General features: G+C 73.8%; 18 protein-coding genes. 13 read left to right on the top strand and 5 right to left on the bottom strand.

The window, feature by feature from the left end:
- Positions 1-29: 29 nt before the first annotated feature.
- The gene (locus tag FAF44_RS37650; protein WP_237108136.1) at positions 30-527 is read right to left on the bottom strand and encodes a GNAT family N-acetyltransferase; all 498 of its coding nucleotides are present in this window, start codon (positions 525-527) and stop codon (positions 30-32) included.
- A 46-nt stretch (positions 528-573) separates the two neighbouring features.
- Positions 574-1,854: an acyltransferase gene (locus FAF44_RS37645; RefSeq protein ID WP_237108135.1), complete on the bottom strand. Its 1,281-nt coding sequence runs from the start codon at positions 1,852-1,854 to the stop codon at positions 574-576.
- Positions 1,855-2,040: 186 nt separating this feature from the next.
- Between FAF44_RS37645 and FAF44_RS37640 the strand changes: the two genes are divergently transcribed.
- Positions 2,041-3,288: a sensor histidine kinase gene (locus FAF44_RS37640; RefSeq protein WP_237108134.1), complete on the top strand. Its 1,248-nt coding sequence runs from the start codon at positions 2,041-2,043 to the stop codon at positions 3,286-3,288.
- Positions 3,279-3,926 (top strand): response regulator transcription factor, encoded by a 648-nt coding sequence (locus tag FAF44_RS37635; protein WP_237108133.1) that lies wholly within the window; start codon positions 3,279-3,281, stop codon positions 3,924-3,926. Before FAF44_RS37640 ends, FAF44_RS37635 begins: the two co-directional genes overlap by 10 nt.
- A 170-nt stretch (positions 3,927-4,096) precedes the next feature.
- Here the strand turns inward: FAF44_RS37635 and mihF are convergent, their stop codons facing one another.
- Both mihF and FAF44_RS37625 read right to left on the bottom strand, forming a co-directional pair.
- Positions 4,097-4,402, bottom strand: a complete 306-nt coding sequence (gene mihF, locus FAF44_RS37630; protein ID WP_237108132.1) for an integration host factor, actinobacterial type — start codon at positions 4,400-4,402, stop codon at positions 4,097-4,099.
- 602 nt (positions 4,403-5,004) lie between these two features.
- Entirely contained in the window at positions 5,005-6,240 is a 1,236-nt protein-coding gene (locus FAF44_RS37625; protein WP_308193449.1) for an ROK family protein, read from the bottom strand.
- 82 nt (positions 6,241-6,322) lie between these two features.
- Here FAF44_RS37625 and FAF44_RS37620 point away from each other — a divergent pair, with 82 nt between their 5' ends.
- The 10 genes from FAF44_RS37620 (at position 6,323) to rbsK (ending at position 17,181) form a co-directional block, all read left to right on the top strand.
- Positions 6,323-7,504, top strand: coding sequence for an MFS transporter (locus FAF44_RS37620; RefSeq protein ID WP_237108131.1), 1,182 nt, complete (start codon positions 6,323-6,325; stop codon positions 7,502-7,504).
- 278 nt (positions 7,505-7,782) lie between these two features.
- On the top strand, positions 7,783-8,838 hold the full coding sequence (locus FAF44_RS37615) for a LacI family DNA-binding transcriptional regulator (RefSeq protein ID WP_237108130.1): 1,056 nt from the start codon (positions 7,783-7,785) through the stop codon (positions 8,836-8,838).
- Between the two features lie 77 nt (positions 8,839-8,915).
- Entirely contained in the window at positions 8,916-9,749 is an 834-nt protein-coding gene (locus tag FAF44_RS37610) for a carbohydrate ABC transporter permease (RefSeq protein ID WP_237108137.1), read from the top strand.
- Entirely contained in the window at positions 9,746-10,564 is an 819-nt protein-coding gene (locus FAF44_RS37605) for a carbohydrate ABC transporter permease (RefSeq protein WP_237108129.1), read from the top strand. Before FAF44_RS37610 ends, FAF44_RS37605 begins: the two co-directional genes overlap by 4 nt.
- Positions 10,565-10,576: 12 nt before the next feature.
- Positions 10,577-11,884, top strand: coding sequence for a sugar ABC transporter substrate-binding protein (locus FAF44_RS37600; protein WP_237108128.1), 1,308 nt, complete (start codon positions 10,577-10,579; stop codon positions 11,882-11,884).
- Positions 11,881-12,858: an ADP-ribosylglycohydrolase family protein gene (locus FAF44_RS37595; protein WP_237108127.1), complete on the top strand. Its 978-nt coding sequence runs from the start codon at positions 11,881-11,883 to the stop codon at positions 12,856-12,858. Before FAF44_RS37600 ends, FAF44_RS37595 begins: the two co-directional genes overlap by 4 nt.
- A gap of 6 nt (positions 12,859-12,864) precedes the next feature.
- A complete protein-coding gene (locus tag FAF44_RS37590) occupies positions 12,865-13,824 on the top strand; it encodes an ADP-ribosylglycohydrolase family protein (RefSeq protein WP_237108126.1) in 960 nt (319 codons plus the stop codon).
- A complete protein-coding gene (locus FAF44_RS37585; protein WP_237108125.1) occupies positions 13,821-14,960 on the top strand; it encodes an ADP-ribosylglycohydrolase family protein in 1,140 nt (379 codons plus the stop codon). The genes FAF44_RS37590 and FAF44_RS37585 overlap by 4 nt, the downstream gene beginning before the upstream one ends.
- On the top strand, positions 14,957-16,300 hold the full coding sequence (locus tag FAF44_RS37580; RefSeq protein WP_237108124.1) for an ADP-ribosylglycohydrolase family protein: 1,344 nt from the start codon (positions 14,957-14,959) through the stop codon (positions 16,298-16,300). The genes FAF44_RS37585 and FAF44_RS37580 overlap by 4 nt, the downstream gene beginning before the upstream one ends.
- A complete protein-coding gene (rbsK, locus tag FAF44_RS37575; RefSeq protein ID WP_237108123.1) occupies positions 16,297-17,181 on the top strand; it encodes a ribokinase in 885 nt (294 codons plus the stop codon). Before FAF44_RS37580 ends, rbsK begins: the two co-directional genes overlap by 4 nt.
- Positions 17,182-17,361: 180 nt before the next feature.
- Here rbsK and pyrF read toward each other — a convergent pair whose 3' ends face one another.
- Positions 17,362-18,186, bottom strand: coding sequence for an orotidine-5'-phosphate decarboxylase (pyrF, locus tag FAF44_RS37570; RefSeq protein ID WP_237108122.1), 825 nt, complete (start codon positions 18,184-18,186; stop codon positions 17,362-17,364).
- A gap of 108 nt (positions 18,187-18,294) precedes the next feature.
- On the opposite strand from pyrF, the gene FAF44_RS37565 reads away from it, so the two are divergent.
- Positions 18,295-18,780, top strand: a complete 486-nt coding sequence (locus FAF44_RS37565; protein ID WP_237108121.1) for a DUF2283 domain-containing protein — start codon at positions 18,295-18,297, stop codon at positions 18,778-18,780.
- The last annotated feature ends 5 nt before the right edge of the window (positions 18,781-18,785 follow it).

Below are 18,785 nucleotides of genomic sequence, written 5' to 3'. Positions count from 1 at the left end.
CCCCGCCCGTCACCGGCGCGCCGGGGCGGCTAGCGCAGGTCGAGCTGCATCAGGACGGTGTCGATCCAGCGCCCCTGCTTGAAGCCGACCGACCTGAGCCGCCCCGCCTGCTCGAAGCCGAACCTCTCGTGCAGCCGCGCCGAGGCCGGGTCGCCCGAGTCGGCGATCACCGCGACGAGCTGGCGGGCCTCGGTGCGGCCGGCCGCCGCGATCAGCTCGCCGAGCAGCAGCCGCCCGAGCCCCTTGCCGGTGCTGCCCGGGGCCAGGTAGATCGTGTCCTCCAGCGTGTGCCGGTAGGCGGGCTTGGGACGGTACTGGGCGACGTAGGCGTACCCGGTGACCGCGCCGTCCGTCTCCGCCACCAGGAACGGCAGCCCCGCCCCCGTGATGGCGGCGGCCTTGGCCCGCCAGTCGCCGGGTGTCAGCGGAGTCTCGTCGAACGTGGCCACCGTGGTCGTCACGTAGTGGGCGTAGATGCCGGCGACGGTGGGAAGGTCCGTCTCGGTCAGGGCGCGCACTCTCGTCATGGGCACATTCTCGTCAACCGTCCGTGACGTCCGTGTTTCCGGGCCCTCACCGCGACTCCCGTACCTGGTCCGGGGCCCGTGGCGGTCTCGGGGCCGTCAGCAGGAGGCCGCCGAGCAGCGCGAGCACCGCGAGGATCGGCCCGGCCCCGGGCGCGAACCCGCACACCGTCAGCGTCAGCACCCCCGCGCCGACCAGCCCGGACGCCGCCGCCATGCCGCCACGGCCGGCCGCCCGGTACGGCAGCGCCGGCGGCGTCTCGAACCTGGCGAACACCTTCAGCAGCGGCCACATGACCAGGCACAGCAGCCCGAACCAGATCGGCCAGCCGGCCAACCACAGGACGCCTCCCGGCCGCGGCGTGTCCACCCGGCACAGGACCACCACCACCCCGGTCACCGCGAACAGGGCCGGCATGTGCCACAGGTACACCGTCATGATCCGCGGACCGGCCCAGGCCAGCAGCCGCCGGGCGGGCAGCCGGACCAGCGCCGGGCGCAGCAGCACGGCCAGGCCGACCTGCCCCAGGCCGACGGCCAGCATCGCCAGGGTGGGCGGCGCCATGTTGGACACCTCCGCGCCCGGCAGGCCGATCATGCTGCCCGGGTAGGGGCCGAGGGCCACCAGCGCCGCCGCCGCGCCGAACCCGCCGGCGGCCAGGGCCGCGGCCCCCCGCAGCCGGCCCTCGGCGTAGAAGAAGCCGAGCTGGTGCACGGCCAGCCAGACGAACACCACGTTCAGGTAGCCCACGGCCTCCACGCCGGTCGCGAACCTGACCACGTCCGTCAGCGCCGCCCCGGCCACCAGCGCCACGGGGACGCGCGGGCCGTGGCGCTCGTGCAGGCGCAGCGCGTACGGGGTGGCCGTCACCGCGATCAGGTACACCGCCAGGAACCACAGGAGCTGGCCGGTCAGCCTGGCCCCCACCTCCAGCGGCTGCTCCGGCACCCCCAGCGCGAGCAGGACGTGCGGCAGCGGCAGCCACACCGCGGCCAGCGGCAACAGCGGCCAGGCCAGCCGGCGCAGCCGCACCGCCTGCCAGGCCGGCGCGGGCCCGGCCGCGCGGCGGAAGCTGATCGCGTTGGCCGCGCCGCCCGCGAAGAACACCAGCGGCATCACCTGGCTGAGCCAGGTCACCACCCACACGCCGGGCGTGGCCAGCGCGTTGCCGGTCGTCAGCCGGTGGCCGTCGTAGTCCAGCACCGGGATCGTCCAGTGCTGGAACACGATGAGCGCCATGCCCAGCACGCGCAGCAGGTCGATGAACGGATCACGCGCGGCCGGGCGGGGGAGCCGCCCGGCGGCCGGGCGGTCCAGCAGGACGGTCATGAGGAGCCTCGATTCAGGGGGCGGCGGACGCACTCAAGGCTCGCGCCGGAGGCACCGGCGGCACACTGACGTGAGCCGCCGTCCCGGGGTCGAGATCGCACGACCGGCCCGGGTAGGGCTGGCCCTACCCCCGCACACCGGCGCACCCGCTCGTGCCGGTCACGACGGCGCTCTACCGTTGAGGCCATGCGCTCCCTGATGAGGCGGGTCCTCCTCGACACCCGATACACCCTGGTCGGCTTCCCCACGACGCTGATCGGCTTCGTGCTCATGCTCGTGGGCTTCGCGGCCGGGCTGGGCACCTCGGTGGTGTGGATCGGCGTGCCGTTGCTGGCGGGCACGCTCATGGTCGCGCGGGGTTTCGCCGACGCGGAGCGCGGCTGGCTGTCCGACGTGCTCGGACGCCCGCCGGTCCGGCCCCGCTACAAGCCCGTCCCGGAGGGCGCGGGCCGCTTCCGCCGGCTGGTGAACCCGCTGACGAGCGGGCAGTCCTGGCTCGACCTGCTGCACGGCATCCTCAACCTGCCGTTCGCGATCATCGCCTTCTGCCTCACCATCGTCTTCTGGGCGATCCCGCTCGCGGCGCTGACCTGGCCGCTGTACGGCATCATCACCTCGAACATCCCCGGCAACATGGAGCTGCCCGAACTGCTCGGCCTGGGCGACGGCTACCTGGTCAACGCCGTCTTCTACGTCGCGCTCGGCCTGGTCTTCGCGCTGATCGGGCCGTTCGTCATCCGCGGCGCGGCGCTGGTGCGGGCCGGGCTCGGCCGGGCGCTCCTGACCGGGGTGGCGGAGTTGCAGGAGCGCATCGACGACCTGGCCGAGGGCCGCGCCGCCGCCGTCTCCGCGGAGGCCAACGCGCTGCGCAAGCTGGAGCGTGACATCCACGACGGGCCGCAGCAGCGGCTGGTGTCGCTGGCCATGGAGCTGTCCAGGGCGCAGCGGCAGATGGCCAAGGACCCCGACGCGGCGCAGGCCACGCTGACGTCCGCGATCAGCGCGACCCGCGAGACCCTCGACGAGCTGCGCGCGCTCTCGCGCGGCATCGCCCCGCCCATCCTGTCCGACCGGGGCCTCGCGCCCGCCCTGGCCGCCCTGGCGGGCCGCTGCACCGTCCCGGTGGACCTCGACGTGCAGACCGTCGAGCGTTACCAGGCCGCCGTCGAGAACGCGATCTACTTCGTCTGCGCCGAAACCCTCACCAACGTGGCCAAGCACAGCCGTGCCACCATCTGCACCGTTCAGTTGGTCCGGGTGGGGAACGTCCTGATGCTCACGATCGGGGATGATGGAGTCGGCGGCGCGCACGTCGCCAAGGGACATGGGCTCGCCGGGCTGGCCGACCGGCTCCGCGCGGTTGACGGGGAGCTGACCGTGCAGTCGCCCGACGGCGGGCCCACATTGATCGTGGGAGAGGTGCCGTGCGGGTAGTCGTGGCCGATGACGCGGTTCTGATCAGGGAGGGCCTGGTCAGGTTGCTCGAGGAGTTCGGCTGCGAGGTGGTGGCGACCGTCGGCGACGGCGACGCCCTCGTGGAGGCGATCGCCGAGCACAAGCCCGACGTGTCGGTGGTGGACGTGCGGATGCCGCCGTCCTTCACCGACGAGGGGCTCAGGGCGGCCGTGGAGGCCCGTCGCCGGGTGCCCGGGGCGCCCGTGCTCATCCTCTCCCAGTACGTCGAGGTCTCCTACGCCGACGACCTGCTCGCCGACGCCCGCGGCGCGGTGGGCTACCTGCTGAAGGACCGGGTCGTCGACGTGGACGAGTTCATGGAGGGCCTGCGGCGGGTGGCCGTGGGCGGCACCGTGTTCGATCCGCAGGTGGTGTCCCAGTTGATGGTGCGCAGACGCAAGGACGATCCGCTCGCACAGCTCACGCCGCGCGAGCGCGAGGTGCTCGGGCTGATGGCCGAAGGCAAGTCCAATCCGGCCATCGGGCGGCAGCTCGTGATCAGTGACGGGGCCGTGGAGAAGCACATCAGGAGCATCTTCAGCAAGCTCGGCCTCTACGCGGAGGACACCGACCAGCATCGCCGGGTGCTGGCCGTGCTGGCCTACCTGCGGTCCTGACCCGCCTGCTCCGACCCGGGTTCAGGCCCGGGGGTCAGGCCTGACCGCGTGGTCCCCTCGGCCGGGCCCGCCGTCGAGCGGGGCGGCTCCGCTCGGCGGTCCCTCCTGGCCGGTGAGGGGTCGCTGGCCGGTCCGCGCGGCCGTTGCGCGCGGACCTGGCCGCCCGGGTTTTAGCCGAGCGCGTCCACCAGCTTCTTGCGCTGCTGGGCGCCCAGGCCGCCGAGACGGCGCTTCTCGTCGACGCCCGCCTCCTCCATCAGCGCGGTGGCCTTGGCCGGGCCGACGCCCTTGACGGCGCGCAGGGCCTGCGACACCTTGATCTTCTTGGCGATGTCGTCGTCGCGCTCCAGCAACTGGGCGAACGTCAGGTCGCCCGCCTTGACCTTGGCCAGCAGGGCCGTACGGGCGGCACGGGCCTCGGCCGCCTTGGCCAGAGCGGCTTGACGCTGCTCGGGGGTGAGAGTGGGAAGTGCCATCTCTGTTCTCTCCTAGGGGATTGACGTTCGGGTGTGGTCACCCGTGGTGCAGTGGCTAATCATGGCGGATACCAGCGGTTCGTGTTGCGGAAAGCGCCCGCTCAGCGTGCGGCCCACGCTGACGCGCCCGCCTGCGTGCCCGCCATGTCCTGCGTGATCGTGCTGGTGCCGCCCCCGATGCCACCGACCACGCGCCGTCCCCCACCGTAGCCCCGCCGGAGGGGGACGCCGGCTCCGGAGCACCCGGAACCGGCCTCCGTCCAGCCCCGCGGGTCCCCTCCCGGGGAGGTCGGCGCGGGGAGCTCGGGCGTGGGCCCGCGGGGGTGTCCGCCCCGCCCTGCGGGAGCGCCGGCCCCGGGATCTCCGCACCCGCCATACGCTGCGAAGACACCGGATTCCCTGCCTCGTCCGCGACCGCTGCGGAGATCGCCGCGCCCTCCCGGAACGCCTGCTTCGGAGTCGCTTGTGTCATGCGGAGCGCGAGTTCGGAATGCACGCGATCTTCCCCCGGGCCGGGCCGGTCGCCGCCTTGGACCCTTCCATGTGTGCCGTCCCCCGCGGGGACCTGCAAGATCACGTATGTGAGCTGCGCGGCGGAGGTGTTATGGCGCGCTTTCCCCGGCCAGGGTGGAATGCATCACACTTTGCCGGTCGGGCGTGTCGCGGGCCTGGTCAGGGTGGTTTTTACGCCAGAGTTCAAGACCTTCGGTCGTGAGGAAGGCGTCGAAGACCGACTCCATCGCCCCCAGGAGCGAGCCGCGCCAGCCGAGCGCCGACGCCTCGATCCTGGGCGGGTGGTCGCGGCGGATGGCCATCAGGCCCGGCCCGCAGGCCGCCATCAGCGCCCCGGCGGCGCGTTCGCGCAGCTCCACGCCGTGTCCTGACAGGATCACCACCTCGGGGTCGTGGGCGTTCACGAGGGCGGCGATGCCCCGCCCCAGTGCCGTGGCGTTCGCGGTGACCGCCTCCTCGCTCGTGGCCAGCACCCGCTCGGCCTGCGCCCGGCCCCTGCCGCCGCCGTAGGCCAGGCCGACGTGGCGGAGCAGGGCGTTCGCGCCGACGTCCATGGCCCAGCAGCCGGCGGCTCCGCACGGGCAGCGGCGGGTGCTCCCGCCCAGGGGCATGTGGCCGAACTCGGCGCCGGTGCCGCTCGCCCCGGGGACCGCGCGGCCGTCCAGGACCAGCACGCCGCCCAGGTCGAAGTCCACGTGCAGGTGCACGCCGACCCGTACGCCGCGCAGCCGGCCGCGCCGGGCCTCGGCCAGGGCGGCCAGCGCGGTGTCGTTGCCCACGGCGAGCGGCGGCTCGGCGTCCGCCAGTCCCAGCAGGGCGGGGACGTCCACCGAGCGCCAGCCCAGGTGGCCGATGTCCACCAGGCCGCCGTGCCGGATCGGCCCCGCGAGCGCCACTCCGACGCCGATCAGCCGGGGACCGAGGCGGCGGGCGTGCCCGGCGACGGCCTCGCCCAGCGGCCCGAGCGCGTCCTGCGGCGTGCCGTCGTGGGGGCGTACCCCGAGCACCGTGACGCGGCCGCCCAGCTCGCACGCCGCCAGCTCCCAGGCGTCCTCGCGGATGTCCGCGGCCAGCGCGACCGGTCCGCGCGGGTGCGGGCCGGGCACCTGCGTCGGCCGTCCCCGCGCGGGTCCGGGGGCCGGCTCCTCGTGCAGCAGCGCGTCCTCGGCCAGGCCGGCGACCAGCACCGAGGCCGTGCCCCGTGCCAGCTTCAGTTCCCTGGTGAGCTGCGACCTCGTGCGGGTGGCCCCGCAGTCGTGCACGGCGCGCAGCAGCCTGACCCGGTTGTGCGCGCGAAGCTCCCCGCTCGTAGTGGCTCCGTTCACGATCACAGCTTATGCTCTTGCCGTGAACAAAAGCCCAATTGATGCCAGACGCGCCCGTATCGGGGTTTTCGGATTCTTCTTCTTGGCCGGTTTCGTCATGGGGTTGTGGGCGGCGGGGCTGCCGTCGCTGAACGACCGGCTCGACCTCGGGCCGGGGCGGCTGGGCAGCGTCCTGCTGCTGATCTCCGGCGGGGCCCTGGTGTCGATGCTGGCGGCGGGGCCGCTGGTGGACCGGTGGTCGAGCCGGCGGGTGTGCTGGTTCGCCGGGCCGTTCTCGGCGGTGGTGCTGCTCGGGCCCGCGCTCGCGCCCTCGTACGGGTCGCTGGCGGCGCTCGCGGTGCTGTTCGGGATGGGGCTGGGGGTGACCGAGGTCGCCATGAACGCCCACTCCGTCGAGGTCGAGCGGCGCTACGGGCGGCCGATCATCTCGGCCTTCCACGGCGTGTGGAGCCTGGGCGGCGCGGCCGGCGGCGGGATCACCTCGCTCGCCCTCCAGGGCGGTCTGGACGCGCAGTGGCTGCTGATCGCGGCGGCGCTCGTGGTGCCGTTCCTGTACCTGCCCGCGGCCTGGCTGCTGCTGCCCGACCCGCCCGCGCACGAGCCCGGCACCACCTCCGGCGGGCCCGACGGCGGCGGCGCCACGCTGCGCTGGGGGCTCATCGCGCTGCTGGGGCTCGCCGCGTTCGCCGGGCACCTCAGCGAGGGGGCGGCCATCGACTGGGCCGCGCTGCACGCGCGCTGGGTGCTGGAGACCGACCCGGCCATGGCGCCGCTGGCGTACACGATCTTCTCGGTGGCCATGACGACCGTGCGGCTGCTGGGCGACCCGATCAGGGGGCGGCTCGGCTCCGAGCGCACGATCCAGCTCGCCGGGCTGTTCGCCACCGCCGGGTACGCGCTGGTGCTCCTGTCGCCCGTGGTGGGGCAGCCGCTGCGGGTGGCGTGCGCGTGGACCGGCTGGGCGCTGGCCGGGGTGGGGCTGGCCACGGTCGTGCCGGTGCTGTTCAGCGCCGTGGGGGCGGCCGGCGGCCGGGTCGGCCGGGCGCTGGCCATGGTGACGGCGTTCGGCTACAGCGGGCTGCTGCTCGGGCCCGCGGTGCTCGGGTTCGTGGCCGAGCACGCGTCGCTGCCGGTGGCGCTGTTCATCCCGGCTGCGCTGGCCGCCGTGGTGACGCTCGCGGGCTCGCCGGCCATCCGCTCGCTGCTGCGGCTGTCGGTTCCGGCGCCGGTGCCCGGGGCGGAGCCCGAGCCCGTCCGCGACTGACGGCCGTCCGGCTCCTCCGGCCCCGCCCGCCCGCTCGCCCGCCCGCTCGGGACGTGAGCGGGCGCGGCTCCGGCCGGGGTGGCGGCGCGCCGGGAGCAGGGGCGGTGATGGGCCGGAGGTAAGGTGGCGGCGCGCCGGGGATTTGCCAGAATGGGCCCTGACCTGGTGTTATGCGATCGTGACTTGACCTGCACGTTACGCCCAGGTTTCATGTCCCCCATCCGTAAACGTTTACAGGCGACATGCCGTAAACGTTTACGCCCGATGGAAGGACAGCCTTGGCCGACGGACCCACGATCAACACGATCGCCGAGCGCGCGGGTGTCTCGATTGCCTCCGTCTCGCGGGTCCTGAACGGCCTGCCGACCCGGCAGGAGACCGAGCGCAAGGTGATGGCCGCCGCCGACGAACTCGGCTACGTGCGCAACGCCGTGGCCAGGTCGCTCAAGTCGCGGCGCACGCACCAGGTCGCCTTCGCCATGGCCGACGTCGGCAACCCCGCCTACCTGGCCATGCTCCGCCAGATCCAGCCGGTGCTCAAGGCCGCCGGGTACCGGCTCGTCCTGCACTCGACCGACGCCGTCGCGGCCGACGAGATCGACGTGCTGCACAGCCTGGGCGAACGGTACGTGGACGGCCTCATCATGAGCCCCCTGCGCGTCACCGAGACCCACCTCGAGATGCTCGCCGCGGCCAGGGCCCCCGTCGTGATCATCGGCTCGGTGCCCGAGGGGACACGCGTGGACAACGTGCGCGCCGACTCCCACACCGGCGTGCGGCTGGCGATCGACCACCTCCACACCCTCGGCCGCCGCCGCATCGCGATGATCAACGGCCCGGTCGACACCGTGCCCGGCGCCGCCCGGGGCGCCGCCTACCGCGAGGCCCTCGGCGACCTCGGCCTGCGGCACGACGAGGCGCTCGTGCGCATCGGCGACTTCTACCGCCCCGACGGGGCGCGCGCGGTGGCCGACCTGCTGGAGCGGGTCCCCGACGTGGACGCGCTGATGTGCGCCAACGACCTGATCGCGCTCGGCGCCCTCGACGTGCTGCGCGCGGCCGGCCGCCGGGTGCCCGAGGACGTGGCCGTGGTCGGCATGGACGACACCGACCTCGCCGCCGCCTCGTGGCCGTCGCTGACCAGCGTCTCGCTCGGCTCGGCCGAGCGCGGCAAGGCCGCCGCCGAACTGCTGCTCGAACGGCTCCAGGGCGGCGGCGGCGAGCCCAGGGTGGTCACCGTGCCGCCCCGGCTCGTCGTACGGGCCTCCACGGCCGGCTTCGAAGCCGCGGGCCCGGAGTACGTGCACCACCACAGAGAGGAGGGCGGGAAGTGACGGCGACCGCGACGCGACCGGCGCCGCCGCGAAGGCCACGGGCCCGGCGCCGCGGGATCTCGCGCCAGACGCGGGAGATGTGGGTGCTGATGCTGCCGGCGTTGGTGCCGGTGCTGCTGTTCAGCGTCGGCCCGCTGCTGTACGGCATCGGCCTGGCCTTCACCGACGCCCGCAACACCCGCGTCCACGAGACCAGCTTCGTGGGCCTGGAGAACTTCGGCCGCCTGCTGACCGACGACGAGTTCTGGTCGTCGTTCCAGATCGGGGCCATCTGGGCGGTCTCCGTGACCGTGCTGCAGTTCCTGGCCGCGCTCGGCCTGGCGCTGCTGCTCAACCAGAAGCTGCGCTTCAGCGGCCTGGCCAGGGTGCTGTCGGTGGTGCCGTGGGCGATGCCGCCCGTGGTCATCGGCCTGATGTGGAAGCTCGTCTATCACCCCGACGCGGGCCTGCTGAACGACCTGCTCGGCACCGAGGTCAACTGGCTGGCCGACTTCTCGCTCGCGCTGCCCGCGATCATCGTGGTCGGCATCTGGGCGGGCATGCCGCAGACCACGGTGGTGCTGCTCGCGGGCCTGCAGAACGTCCCCAAGGAGTTGTACGAGGCCGGCGAGATGGACGGCGCGGGCACCTGGCGGCGGTTCTGGAGCATCACGCTGCCGCAGCTCCGCCCGATCATCGTGGCGATCACCTCGCTCGACTTCGTGTGGAACATCAACCAGTTCGGCCTGGTCTACGTGCTCACCCAGGGTGGGCCGGGCGGGCGCACGCGGCTGCCGATGTTGTTCGCCTATGAGGAGGCGTTCAGGTACCGGATGGCCGGCTACGCCTCGATGCTCGGCCTCGCCATGGCGATCGTCGTGCTCGCGGTGCTCGGGCTGTACCTGTGGCGGCAGATGAGGGAGGCCAAGTGAGACGCGTTCCGCAGTACGTCGCGCTGCTGGCGTACGTCGCCTTCCTGGCCTTCCCGCTGCTGTGGCTGCTGTCCACGGCGCTGAAGACGCCCCAGGAGATGGCGCTGACCGAGCCGACGTGGATCCCGCGCGAGCCCACGCTGGCCAACTTCACCGACGCGTTCGGCGAGCAGGACCTGGTCGGCGCCTCGGTGCGCAGCCTCGTCGTGGCGCTGTTCGCGAGCGTGATCACGGTGGTGATCTCGCTGCCCGCCGCGTACGCCATGGCGCGCTACCGGGGCCTGGTCAACAAGATCGCGATCGGCTGGGTCCTGGTCAGCCAGGTGTTCCCGTTCATCCTGATCATCATTCCGCTCTTCATGATCCTGCGTGACCTGGATCTGGTGAACACGCTGCCGGGGCTGGTCGTCGTGCACGTGACGTTCACGCTGCCGTTCGCGCTGTGGATGCTGCAGGGGTACGTGCGCGCGGTGCCGCCCGAACTGGAGGAGGCGGCGGCCGTGGACGGCGCGGGCCGGGTGCGCTCGATCGTGACCGTGGTCGCCCCGCTGCTCGCGCCCGGCGTGGTGGCCACCCTGCTGTTCTCGTTCATCTCGTCCTGGAACGAGTTCATGTTCGCGCTCGTGATCCTCCAGGACCCCGAGGTCATGACGCTCCCGCTCACGCTGGTGAGGTTCACCGGCCCGGAGGGGGTGGCCAGGCTCGGGCCGCTGGCGGCGGCGTCGCTGATGGCGACGATCCCGAGCCTGATCTTCTTCGCAATCATTCAGCGGCGACTGAAGTCCGGCCTGATGGCCGGCGCCGTGAAGGGCTAGTAGGAGGCTCATATGCGTTTCAGGTCCGCTCTGGCGGCGGCGGCGATTCTCACGCTCACCGCCGCGTGCGGCGGGGGAGGCGGCGACGGCGGGTCGGCGTCCTCCTCCAACGAGCCGGTCAAGATCGATTTCCTCAGCCTGGCGTGGCAGAAGGAGTCCGTCGCCGCCAACAAGCAGCTCGTGGAGGAGTGGAACAAGGCCAACCCCGGCATCCAGGTCACCTACGTGCAGGGTAGCTGGGACAACGTCAACGACCAGCTCGTCACCCAGTTCGCCGGCGGCACCGCGCCGGACGTCATCCACAACGACTCGCCCGCGCTGTCCGGCTTCGCCTCCGACGGCTACCTGCTCGACCTGAAGGACAAGGTGCCCGCCGAGCTCAAGGGCGACATCCCGCAGGCCGCCTGGGACACCGTCACCTTCGACGACGGCAAGGGCGCCCAGGGCGTGTACGGCGTGCCCTTCCTCCAGGAGTCGCAGGTCATCATCGCCAACAAGAAGCTGCTCGACGCGTCGGGGGCACGTGTCCCCACCGCGGACGAGCCGTGGACCTGGGACGAGTTCTCCGAGGCCGCCAAGAAGATGACCAAGGGCGGCACGTTCGGCGTGGCCTGGCCGATGAAGTCGCCCGTCAACAAGACGCTCAACCTCGCGCTCAACTTCGGCGGCACGTTCTTCCAGACCGCCGACGGCAAGACCACCGTCAAGGTCGGCCCCGAGGAGCGCGAGGTGCTCCAGCGCATCCACGACCAGCTCTACAAGGACAAGTCCGCCGACCCGGCCGCGCTCGGCCAGGGCACCGCCGACCCGCTGCCGGCCTTCTACCAGGGCAAGTTCGCGCTCCTGCCGGCCGGCGTCTACCTGCGCCAGCAGGTCGTCGAGCAGGCGCCCGACGGGTTCGAGTGGGTCACGCTGCCCGCGCCCAAGGGCACCAGCGCCCAGCAGGGGGCCGTCTCGCAGACGCTGTCGGTCGCGCAGGACAGCAAGCACCCGGACGAGGCCATGAAGTTCATCTCGTTCTTCCTGAACGGCGCGAACCAGGCCAAGCTCGCCAAGGGCGACTGGCTGCTGCCGACCTCCCAGACGGCCGCCGCCGACCCGGCGATGACCACTGAGGAGAACGGCTGGGACGTGGCCACCGCCTCCGCCAAGAACCTGGTCGTGGCGCCGTTCCTGAAGGTCAACGGGTTCGACGAGTGGAAGAGCAAGGTCGCCACGCCGGCCCTCCAGGAGTACTTCGCCAATAAGATCACCATCGACCAGGTGGCGGCAAAGCTCGTGGAGGACGGCGACAAGGTGTTGGAGCGTTACCAGCGGTGACTTCGTTGCGGGACAGAGCCCGGGGGTGCCTGCTCGGCCTCGCGGCCGGCGACGCCCTCGGGGCCCCTGCCGAGAACCTCACGCCGGAGGAGATCCGCCGGCGGTGGGGACGGCTCACGGAGATCGAGGGCGGGGGCACCGACGACACCGAGTACGCCGTCTTCGCGGCCTCGATGCTCGTCCGGCACGGCCACGCGCTCAGCGCGGCCGACGTGGCGGACGCGTACCGGACCGAGATCATCCCCAGCGTCACGGGGCCGATGCGCGGGGCCGGCTTCTCGGAGCTCGGCACCATCGAGGCGCTGCGCCGCGGGCTCCAGCCGCCGCTGACCGGCCTGGTGCACGCGCACGGCTGGTCCGACGGCCTCGCGATGCGCGCCGCCCCCTACGGCGTCTTCTGCCCGGGCGACCCCGCCGAGGCGGCCCGGCTGGTGGAGCAGGACGGGCTGGTGAGCGGCTCCGGGGAGGGCATCCTCGGCGGTCGCGCCGTGGCCGCCGCGGTGGCCGCCGCCATGGGCGGCGCCACGCCCCCGGACGTGGTGCGCGCCGCGCTGTCGGCCGTCCCCGCCGACTCCTGGACGGCCAGGAACGTGGTGCGCGCCTGCGACACGCTCGGCTGGTCCCCGCTCACGGGCGCGGCCGAGGATGAGGTCGTCGAGGCGCTGCACCGGGCCGTCGTCGTCAGGCACTACCCCTGGACCGACCTCGCCCCCGAGGCCGTGGCGCTGGCCCTGGCCGCGTTCCTGGCCGGGGACGGCGAGGTGGAGGCGTCCGTGACGTTCGGGGTGAGCCTGGGCCGGGACGCCGACACGATCGGCGCCATCGCCGGAGCCGTCGCGGGCGCGAGCCGGGGCGAGCGGGGCGTGCCGTCCCGCTGGGCCGCCAGGATCGGCCCCGTGACGGGCAAATGCCTGCCCGTCGTGGCGGGAAGACACGTGCTGGACGTCGCCGACGAACTGGCGGAAGGACTGTAGATCACGATGTCGGGGGACAGAATCAGGGGCGCCTTCATCGGCCTCGCCGTCGGTGACGCCGCGGGCTGGCCGGCGGCCAGGCACCGCGCCGCCCTGCACGCGCCCTGGAGCCGCCGGCTCCACCGCGAGCTGGACGCCTTCGCGGAGGAGCACCGGGTGACCACCCTGCCGGTGCCGTTCGCGCTGAACCAGCCGGTCGCGCCGCTGCGGACCGGGCCGTCCGACGACGCCGAGTGGCTCGCCTGGACGGCGCTGACCATCGACCGGCCGCGCGCCGAGGCGTTCAGGGAACTCCAGGACGTCAGGGCGCGCATCTCCGTCGTGACCGCGCTGGACAACCTGGCCGAGGGCGTCGAGCCGCCCGCGTCCGGTCACGACAACCCGCACCACTTCGACGACGCCGCCGCCGTCCGGGCGGTCGCGTACGGAGCCCTGGGCCGCGACCCCACGCCGGACGCCCAGGTGACGAACGCCGGCGACGGCGTGCTGGGCGCGCTGGCCATGGCCGCCGCCATCGCGCAGGCCGTGGCGACGGGCGAGGTGGGCGGCGCGGTCGAGGCCGCGCTCGCCGTGCTGCCCGAGGACACCGCCATCGGCCACAACGCCCGCCTGGCCCTGAAGGCGGCCAGGAAGGCGGGCGACGCGTTCGGCGCGGTCCCCGCGCTGGACGCCGCGCTGCTCGACCACGTCTACAGCTACGGCGTCGGCGCGGCGCAGACCGTGCCGGCGGCGCTCGCGCTGGCCGAGGCCGCCGGGGGCGAGCTGTCCGGGGCGGTCGCGGCGGCGGCCTGCCTGGCCCCGCTGGCCGATTCGGCGCCGGCGCTCACCGGAGCGCTGGCCGGAGCCTGCGGCGGGTACGAGGCGATCCCGGAGGGGTGGACCGCCTCGGCCCGCACGCTGGCCGGTTGCTGCCTGCCTGACCTGGCGGGCCGAGATCTGATCGAACTACTGGAGGGAATCGCATGACGCCGCTTGAGGACAGGGCCGCTGGCTGCGTGGCGGGGGCGGCGGTCGGTGACGCGCTGGGCGGCGCCACCGAGGGCTGGACTCCCGAGCAGATCGTGGCGCGGTACGCGGGCCGCGTCGAGGGCATCGTGCCGCCGTTCAACGAGGACTGGCGCAACGCGCGCCCGATCGCCCCGTACCACAAGGGCGACGGCCACATCACCGACGACACCTTGATGACCCACGCCCTGATCCGCGTGTACGAGAAGACCGGCGGCCACCTGGACGCGTACGCGATGGCCGAGCGCCTGGTGCCGGAGCTGATGGGCGAGCGCCGCTGGATCCCCGAACTGGAGGCCGAGGCGCTGCCGCTGCAGCGGATCTTCCTGGCCGAGAAGTGGATCGTGGCCAGGCTGCACTACGGGCACGCCGACCCGCGCGAGGCCGGCGTCGGCAACATCGTGAACTGCGGCGCGGCCATGTACGTCGCCCCCGTCGGCATCGTCAACGCCGCCGACCCCGACGCCGCCTACGCCGAGGCCATCGAGCTGACCGGAGCGCACCAGTCCAGCTACGGCCGGGAGGCCGCGGGCGTGATGGCCGCCGCCGTGGCCGAGGCCATGCGGCCCGGCGCGAGCGCCGACTCCGTGGTGGCCGCCTGCCTGCGCCTGGCCAAGGACGGCACCAGGGCCGCCATCGAGGCCGTCTGCGAGACCGCCGCCGGGCTCGGGCACTGGGAGGGCTCGTTCGAGGCGCTGCGCGCGGCCGTGCGGCCGTTCGACACCGTCGCCGACACCTACCGCGACCAGGGGCTGGGGGCGCGCCGGCCGAGCCGGGTGCACAGCATCGAGGAACTGCCGCTGGCGCTCGGGTTCCTGGTGATCGCCAAGGGCGACTTCCGCGACACCGTGCTGGGCGGGGTCAACTACGGGCGCGACGCCGACTCGATCGCCTCCATGGGCGGGGCCGTCGCGGGCGCGCTCGGCGGCCTGTCCTCCGTGCCGGCCGAGTGGGTGCGTGAGGTGTCGGAGGCCAGCCGTACCGACCTGGTGGCTCCCGGGCTGGCCGTCGCCGGGGTGGCGCGCCGCGTGCACGCCGACGACGTGGCCCGCCGCCGCGTCCACGAGTCGGCCTTCGCCGACCTCGAGCGCGCATGATCCGGCTCACCTGGGTCCAGCCCGAGGACCTCGTCGGGCACGAACTGCGCCAGGCCGCCGAGGACGGCCGCGACGTCGCGGAGATCGCGGCCCGCTGGCACGCGGCCGGCGGGCACGACGCCCCGCCGCGCGCCGGGGCCTCCGAGCCGGGCGCGGCGCGGCTGCGCGGGCTGGCGGAGCGGTTGCTGGACGAGCTGGCCGCCGTCCCGTCGCCGCTGCCCGAGCCGTCGGACCTGGCGGGCATCGTCGCCGCCTGCCCCGGCTGGCCCGAGCCGCGCCGCGCCGCCGTCCCGGTGGACCCCGCGCGGGTCCTGGGCGCGTGGCAGGGCCGGGCGGCCGGGTGCGTGCTGGGCAAGCCCGTCGAGAAGATCCCGCGCGCGGGCATCAGGCAGATCGCCGAGGCCACCGGCAACTGGCCGATCCGCGGCTGGTTCACCGCGAAGGGCCTGCCGGACGACATCGCCCGCCGCTGGCCGTGGAACCGCCGCAGCGCGGTCAACTCCCTGGCCGAGAACATCGACGGCATCCCCGAGGACGACGACCTCAACTACCCGCTGCTCGCGCTGTCCCTCCTGGAACGCCACGGGCGCGACTTCGGCACCGAGGACGTGGCCAGGCTGTGGCTGGACGAGCTGCCCGCGGGCCGTACGTTCACCGCCGAGCGGGTGGCGTACCGCAACCTGCTCGACGGCGTCGAGCCCCCGGCCACGGCCACCTTCCGCAACCCGTTCAGGGAGTGGATCGGCGCGCTGATCAGGACGGACGTCTACGGCTGGGTGAACCCGGGCGACCCGGCCACGGCCGCCGCGTACGCCTGGCGCGACGCCCGGCTCACGCACACCGCGAACGGGATCTACGGGGCGATGTTCGCGGCCGCGATGTGCGCCGCCTCGCTGGTGGCGACCCCGGGCGAGGACGCGGCGGAGGAGGTCGTGCGGGCCGGGCTGTCCGTGGTGCCCGAGGGGTCGCGGCTGCACGAGGCCGTGCGCCTGGCCGTCGCGGACGCCACCCGCGAGGACGACTTCGAGCGGGTCGTCGATCGCCTGCACGAGCGGCACGGCGCGCTGCACTGGGTGCACACGATCAACAACGCCGCCCTGGTCGCCGCCACGCTGGTGCACGGCAGGGGTGATTTCACCGCGACGATCGCCGGCGCGGTGGCCGGCGGCTGGGACACCGACTCCGCCGGGGCCACGGCGGGGGCCGTCGCGGGCGCGCTGAACGGCGGCGTGCCGGAGCGCTGGCGCATGCGCGACAGCCTGTCCAGCAGCCTGACCGGGTTCGACGGGGTGGGTCTTGTCGCACTGGCCGCTCGTACTCAGGAGATGATTGAGGCATGATCTCGGTTTTCGGCAGCGCCAACATGGACCTCGTCGCCTACGTCTCCAAAGCCCCCAAGACAGGTGAAACGGTTACCGGTCGCCGGTTCCGCACCGTGCCCGGCGGCAAGGGCGCCAACCAGGCGATCGCCGCCGCGCGGGCGGGCGCCGAGGTGGCGTTCCTGGGTGCGGTGGGCGACGACGGGTTCGGGGCCGAGATGCGCGCCACGCTGGCCGACGCCGGGGTGGACGTGCGTGGCCTGCGCCAGGTGCCCGGCCCCAGCGGCATCGCGCACATCGTGGTGGACGACGACGGCGGGAACTCGATCGTCGTCGTGCCCGGCGCGAACGGCACCGTCACCGGCCCCTCGGGCGAGGACATGGCCGCGATCGCCGGATCCCAGGTGCTGCTGCTCCAGCTCGAACTGCCCATGGAGGGGGTCGTGGCGGCGGCGCAGGCCGCCCAGGTGGCCGGCGTGCCGGTCATGCTCACCCCCGCCCCCGCCCGGCCGCTGCCCGCCGAACTGCTGGAGGCCGTCACGACCATCGTCCCGAACGAGCACGAGGCCGCGGCCATCACCGGCGCCCACGGGGCGGAGGCGGCCCTCGACGGGCTGCTGGAACTGGTGGAGGAGGCCGTGATCACGCTGGGCTCCGACGGCGCGCTGTACGGGTCGCGGTCGGGGGAGCGGCTGCGGGTGCCCGCCGTGAAGGTGGACGCCGTGGACACCACCGCGGCCGGTGACACGTTCGTGGGGGCGCTGGCCGTGGCGCGCACCGAGCGGCTGGGGGTGGCCGACGCGCTGCGGTTCGCCTCCACGGCGGCGGCGCTGTCGGTGCGGCGCGAGGGCGCGAGCACGTCGATGCCGAAGCGCCGCGAGATCGAGGACGCCCTGGGCTGACCCGGCTCCCCGCCCGCGCGGCTCGACGCCGTGCGCTTTCACCGGCCCCGCGCGGGGGCGTCCGGTTCGACGGCGTGGGCGCTTACCGGTCTTGCCTGGGCGCGGCCCAGGACGGTTCCGCGGCGACCGCCTCCGTGCCCGCGGTGCCGGCCGCCGTCAACCGGCTCGTCCGAGCGGTGCTCACGCCTGGGCGGGGGCCGGGGCCGCCAGGTGGACGGCGCACTCGTCGCGGTAGCGCAGCGTGCGCGAACGCAGCCGCGTGGGGTCGGCCAGCACCGCCCTGGACACCGACGGCACGACCGCGTGGCGCACCGGGCCGTACAGGCGGGCCACGTCGGCCGGAGTGGCTCCCTGCGCGCCCAGGCCGGGTGCCAGGATGGGCCCGTTGAGGTCGTCGAGCGGGTGCTCGATCGCGGGCAGCGTGGCGCCCATGACCACCCCGACCGGGCCGAACGGCGCGTGCCCGGCGTTCACCGCGGCGGCCGCCGCCAGCACCTGCCCGGCCACCTGCCGCTGCAGCCCGGCCGCCTCCGGGTTAGACGTGCGGGCCAGCACGAACACGCCCGCGTCGTTGGCCACGGCCGAGGCGATCGCGCCCTCCAGCGACCCGAACCCCAGGTAGGGGCTCAGCGTCACGGCGTCGGCGGCCAGCGGGCTGCCCTTGTCGAGGTAGGCCTCGGCGTAGGCGGCCATCGTGCTGTCGATGTCGCCGCGCTTGACGTCGAGCAGCACGAGCGTGCCGGCCGCGCGCAGATCGGCGATGGTGCGTTCCAGCACGGCGACGCCGCGGCTGCCCCAGCGCTCGAAGAAGGCCGACTGCGGCTTGACCACGGCCGCCACGTCGGAGACCGCCTCGACGACCGTGCGGCAGAACCGCTCCAGCCCCGTGGGGGAGTCGTCGAGGCCCCACCCGTGGAGCAGGGCCGGGCTCGGGTCGATGCCCACGCAGAGCGGTCCGCACTTGTCGAGCCTGGCTCGCAGGCGACTCCCGAATGACTCGTTCATGCAACGCTCCCAAGGGCACGACTGGTCCTGCCGCGACGATAGGGCACCCGGACCGCCGTTGCCCAACCGGTGCCGGGCCGAGTCTTCCATGAGTGGCCCCGGGGGTAGATGAGCGACATGTACGAGATCGCCCATCGGGTGCTGGCGCTGAGTACCGAACCGCCGCGTGAGGTCGTGGTCACGATCGGCGTGCCCTACGAGGAGCCGGCGGGCATGTGGTCGTGCCCGTACCGCATCGACGGGCTCGACGGCTGGGAGCACGAGCGGAAGGTCTCCGGGCTCGACTCGCTGGAGGCGATCGAGTCGGCGACGGCCATGGTCAGGGCGGCACTGGCCGGCTCGCACGAGGCCAGGGAAGGTCTGCTGGTCTGGGACGACGGCCCCTCCGGCCGGCACGCGCGGACGATGTACGTGAGTGTGGACGAGCCCCGCAACAGCGCCTACCTGGCGATGAAGCACGAGATCGTGCCGGGGGAGGCGGTGCGCCAGGTCATGGCGGACGGCGTCGTGCTCGACTACGGCGACTCCGGGCAGCTCATCGGCCTGGAGCTCACCGACGCGGCCACGCAGCTCCCCGCGGAGCTGCGCCTCTGACCGGC

It is taken from the genome of Nonomuraea sp. MG754425, from assembly GCF_021699195.1.
Taxonomy (GTDB): domain Bacteria; phylum Actinomycetota; class Actinomycetes; order Streptosporangiales; family Streptosporangiaceae; genus Nonomuraea.
This window is presented reverse-complemented; position numbering and strand designations above follow the sequence as displayed.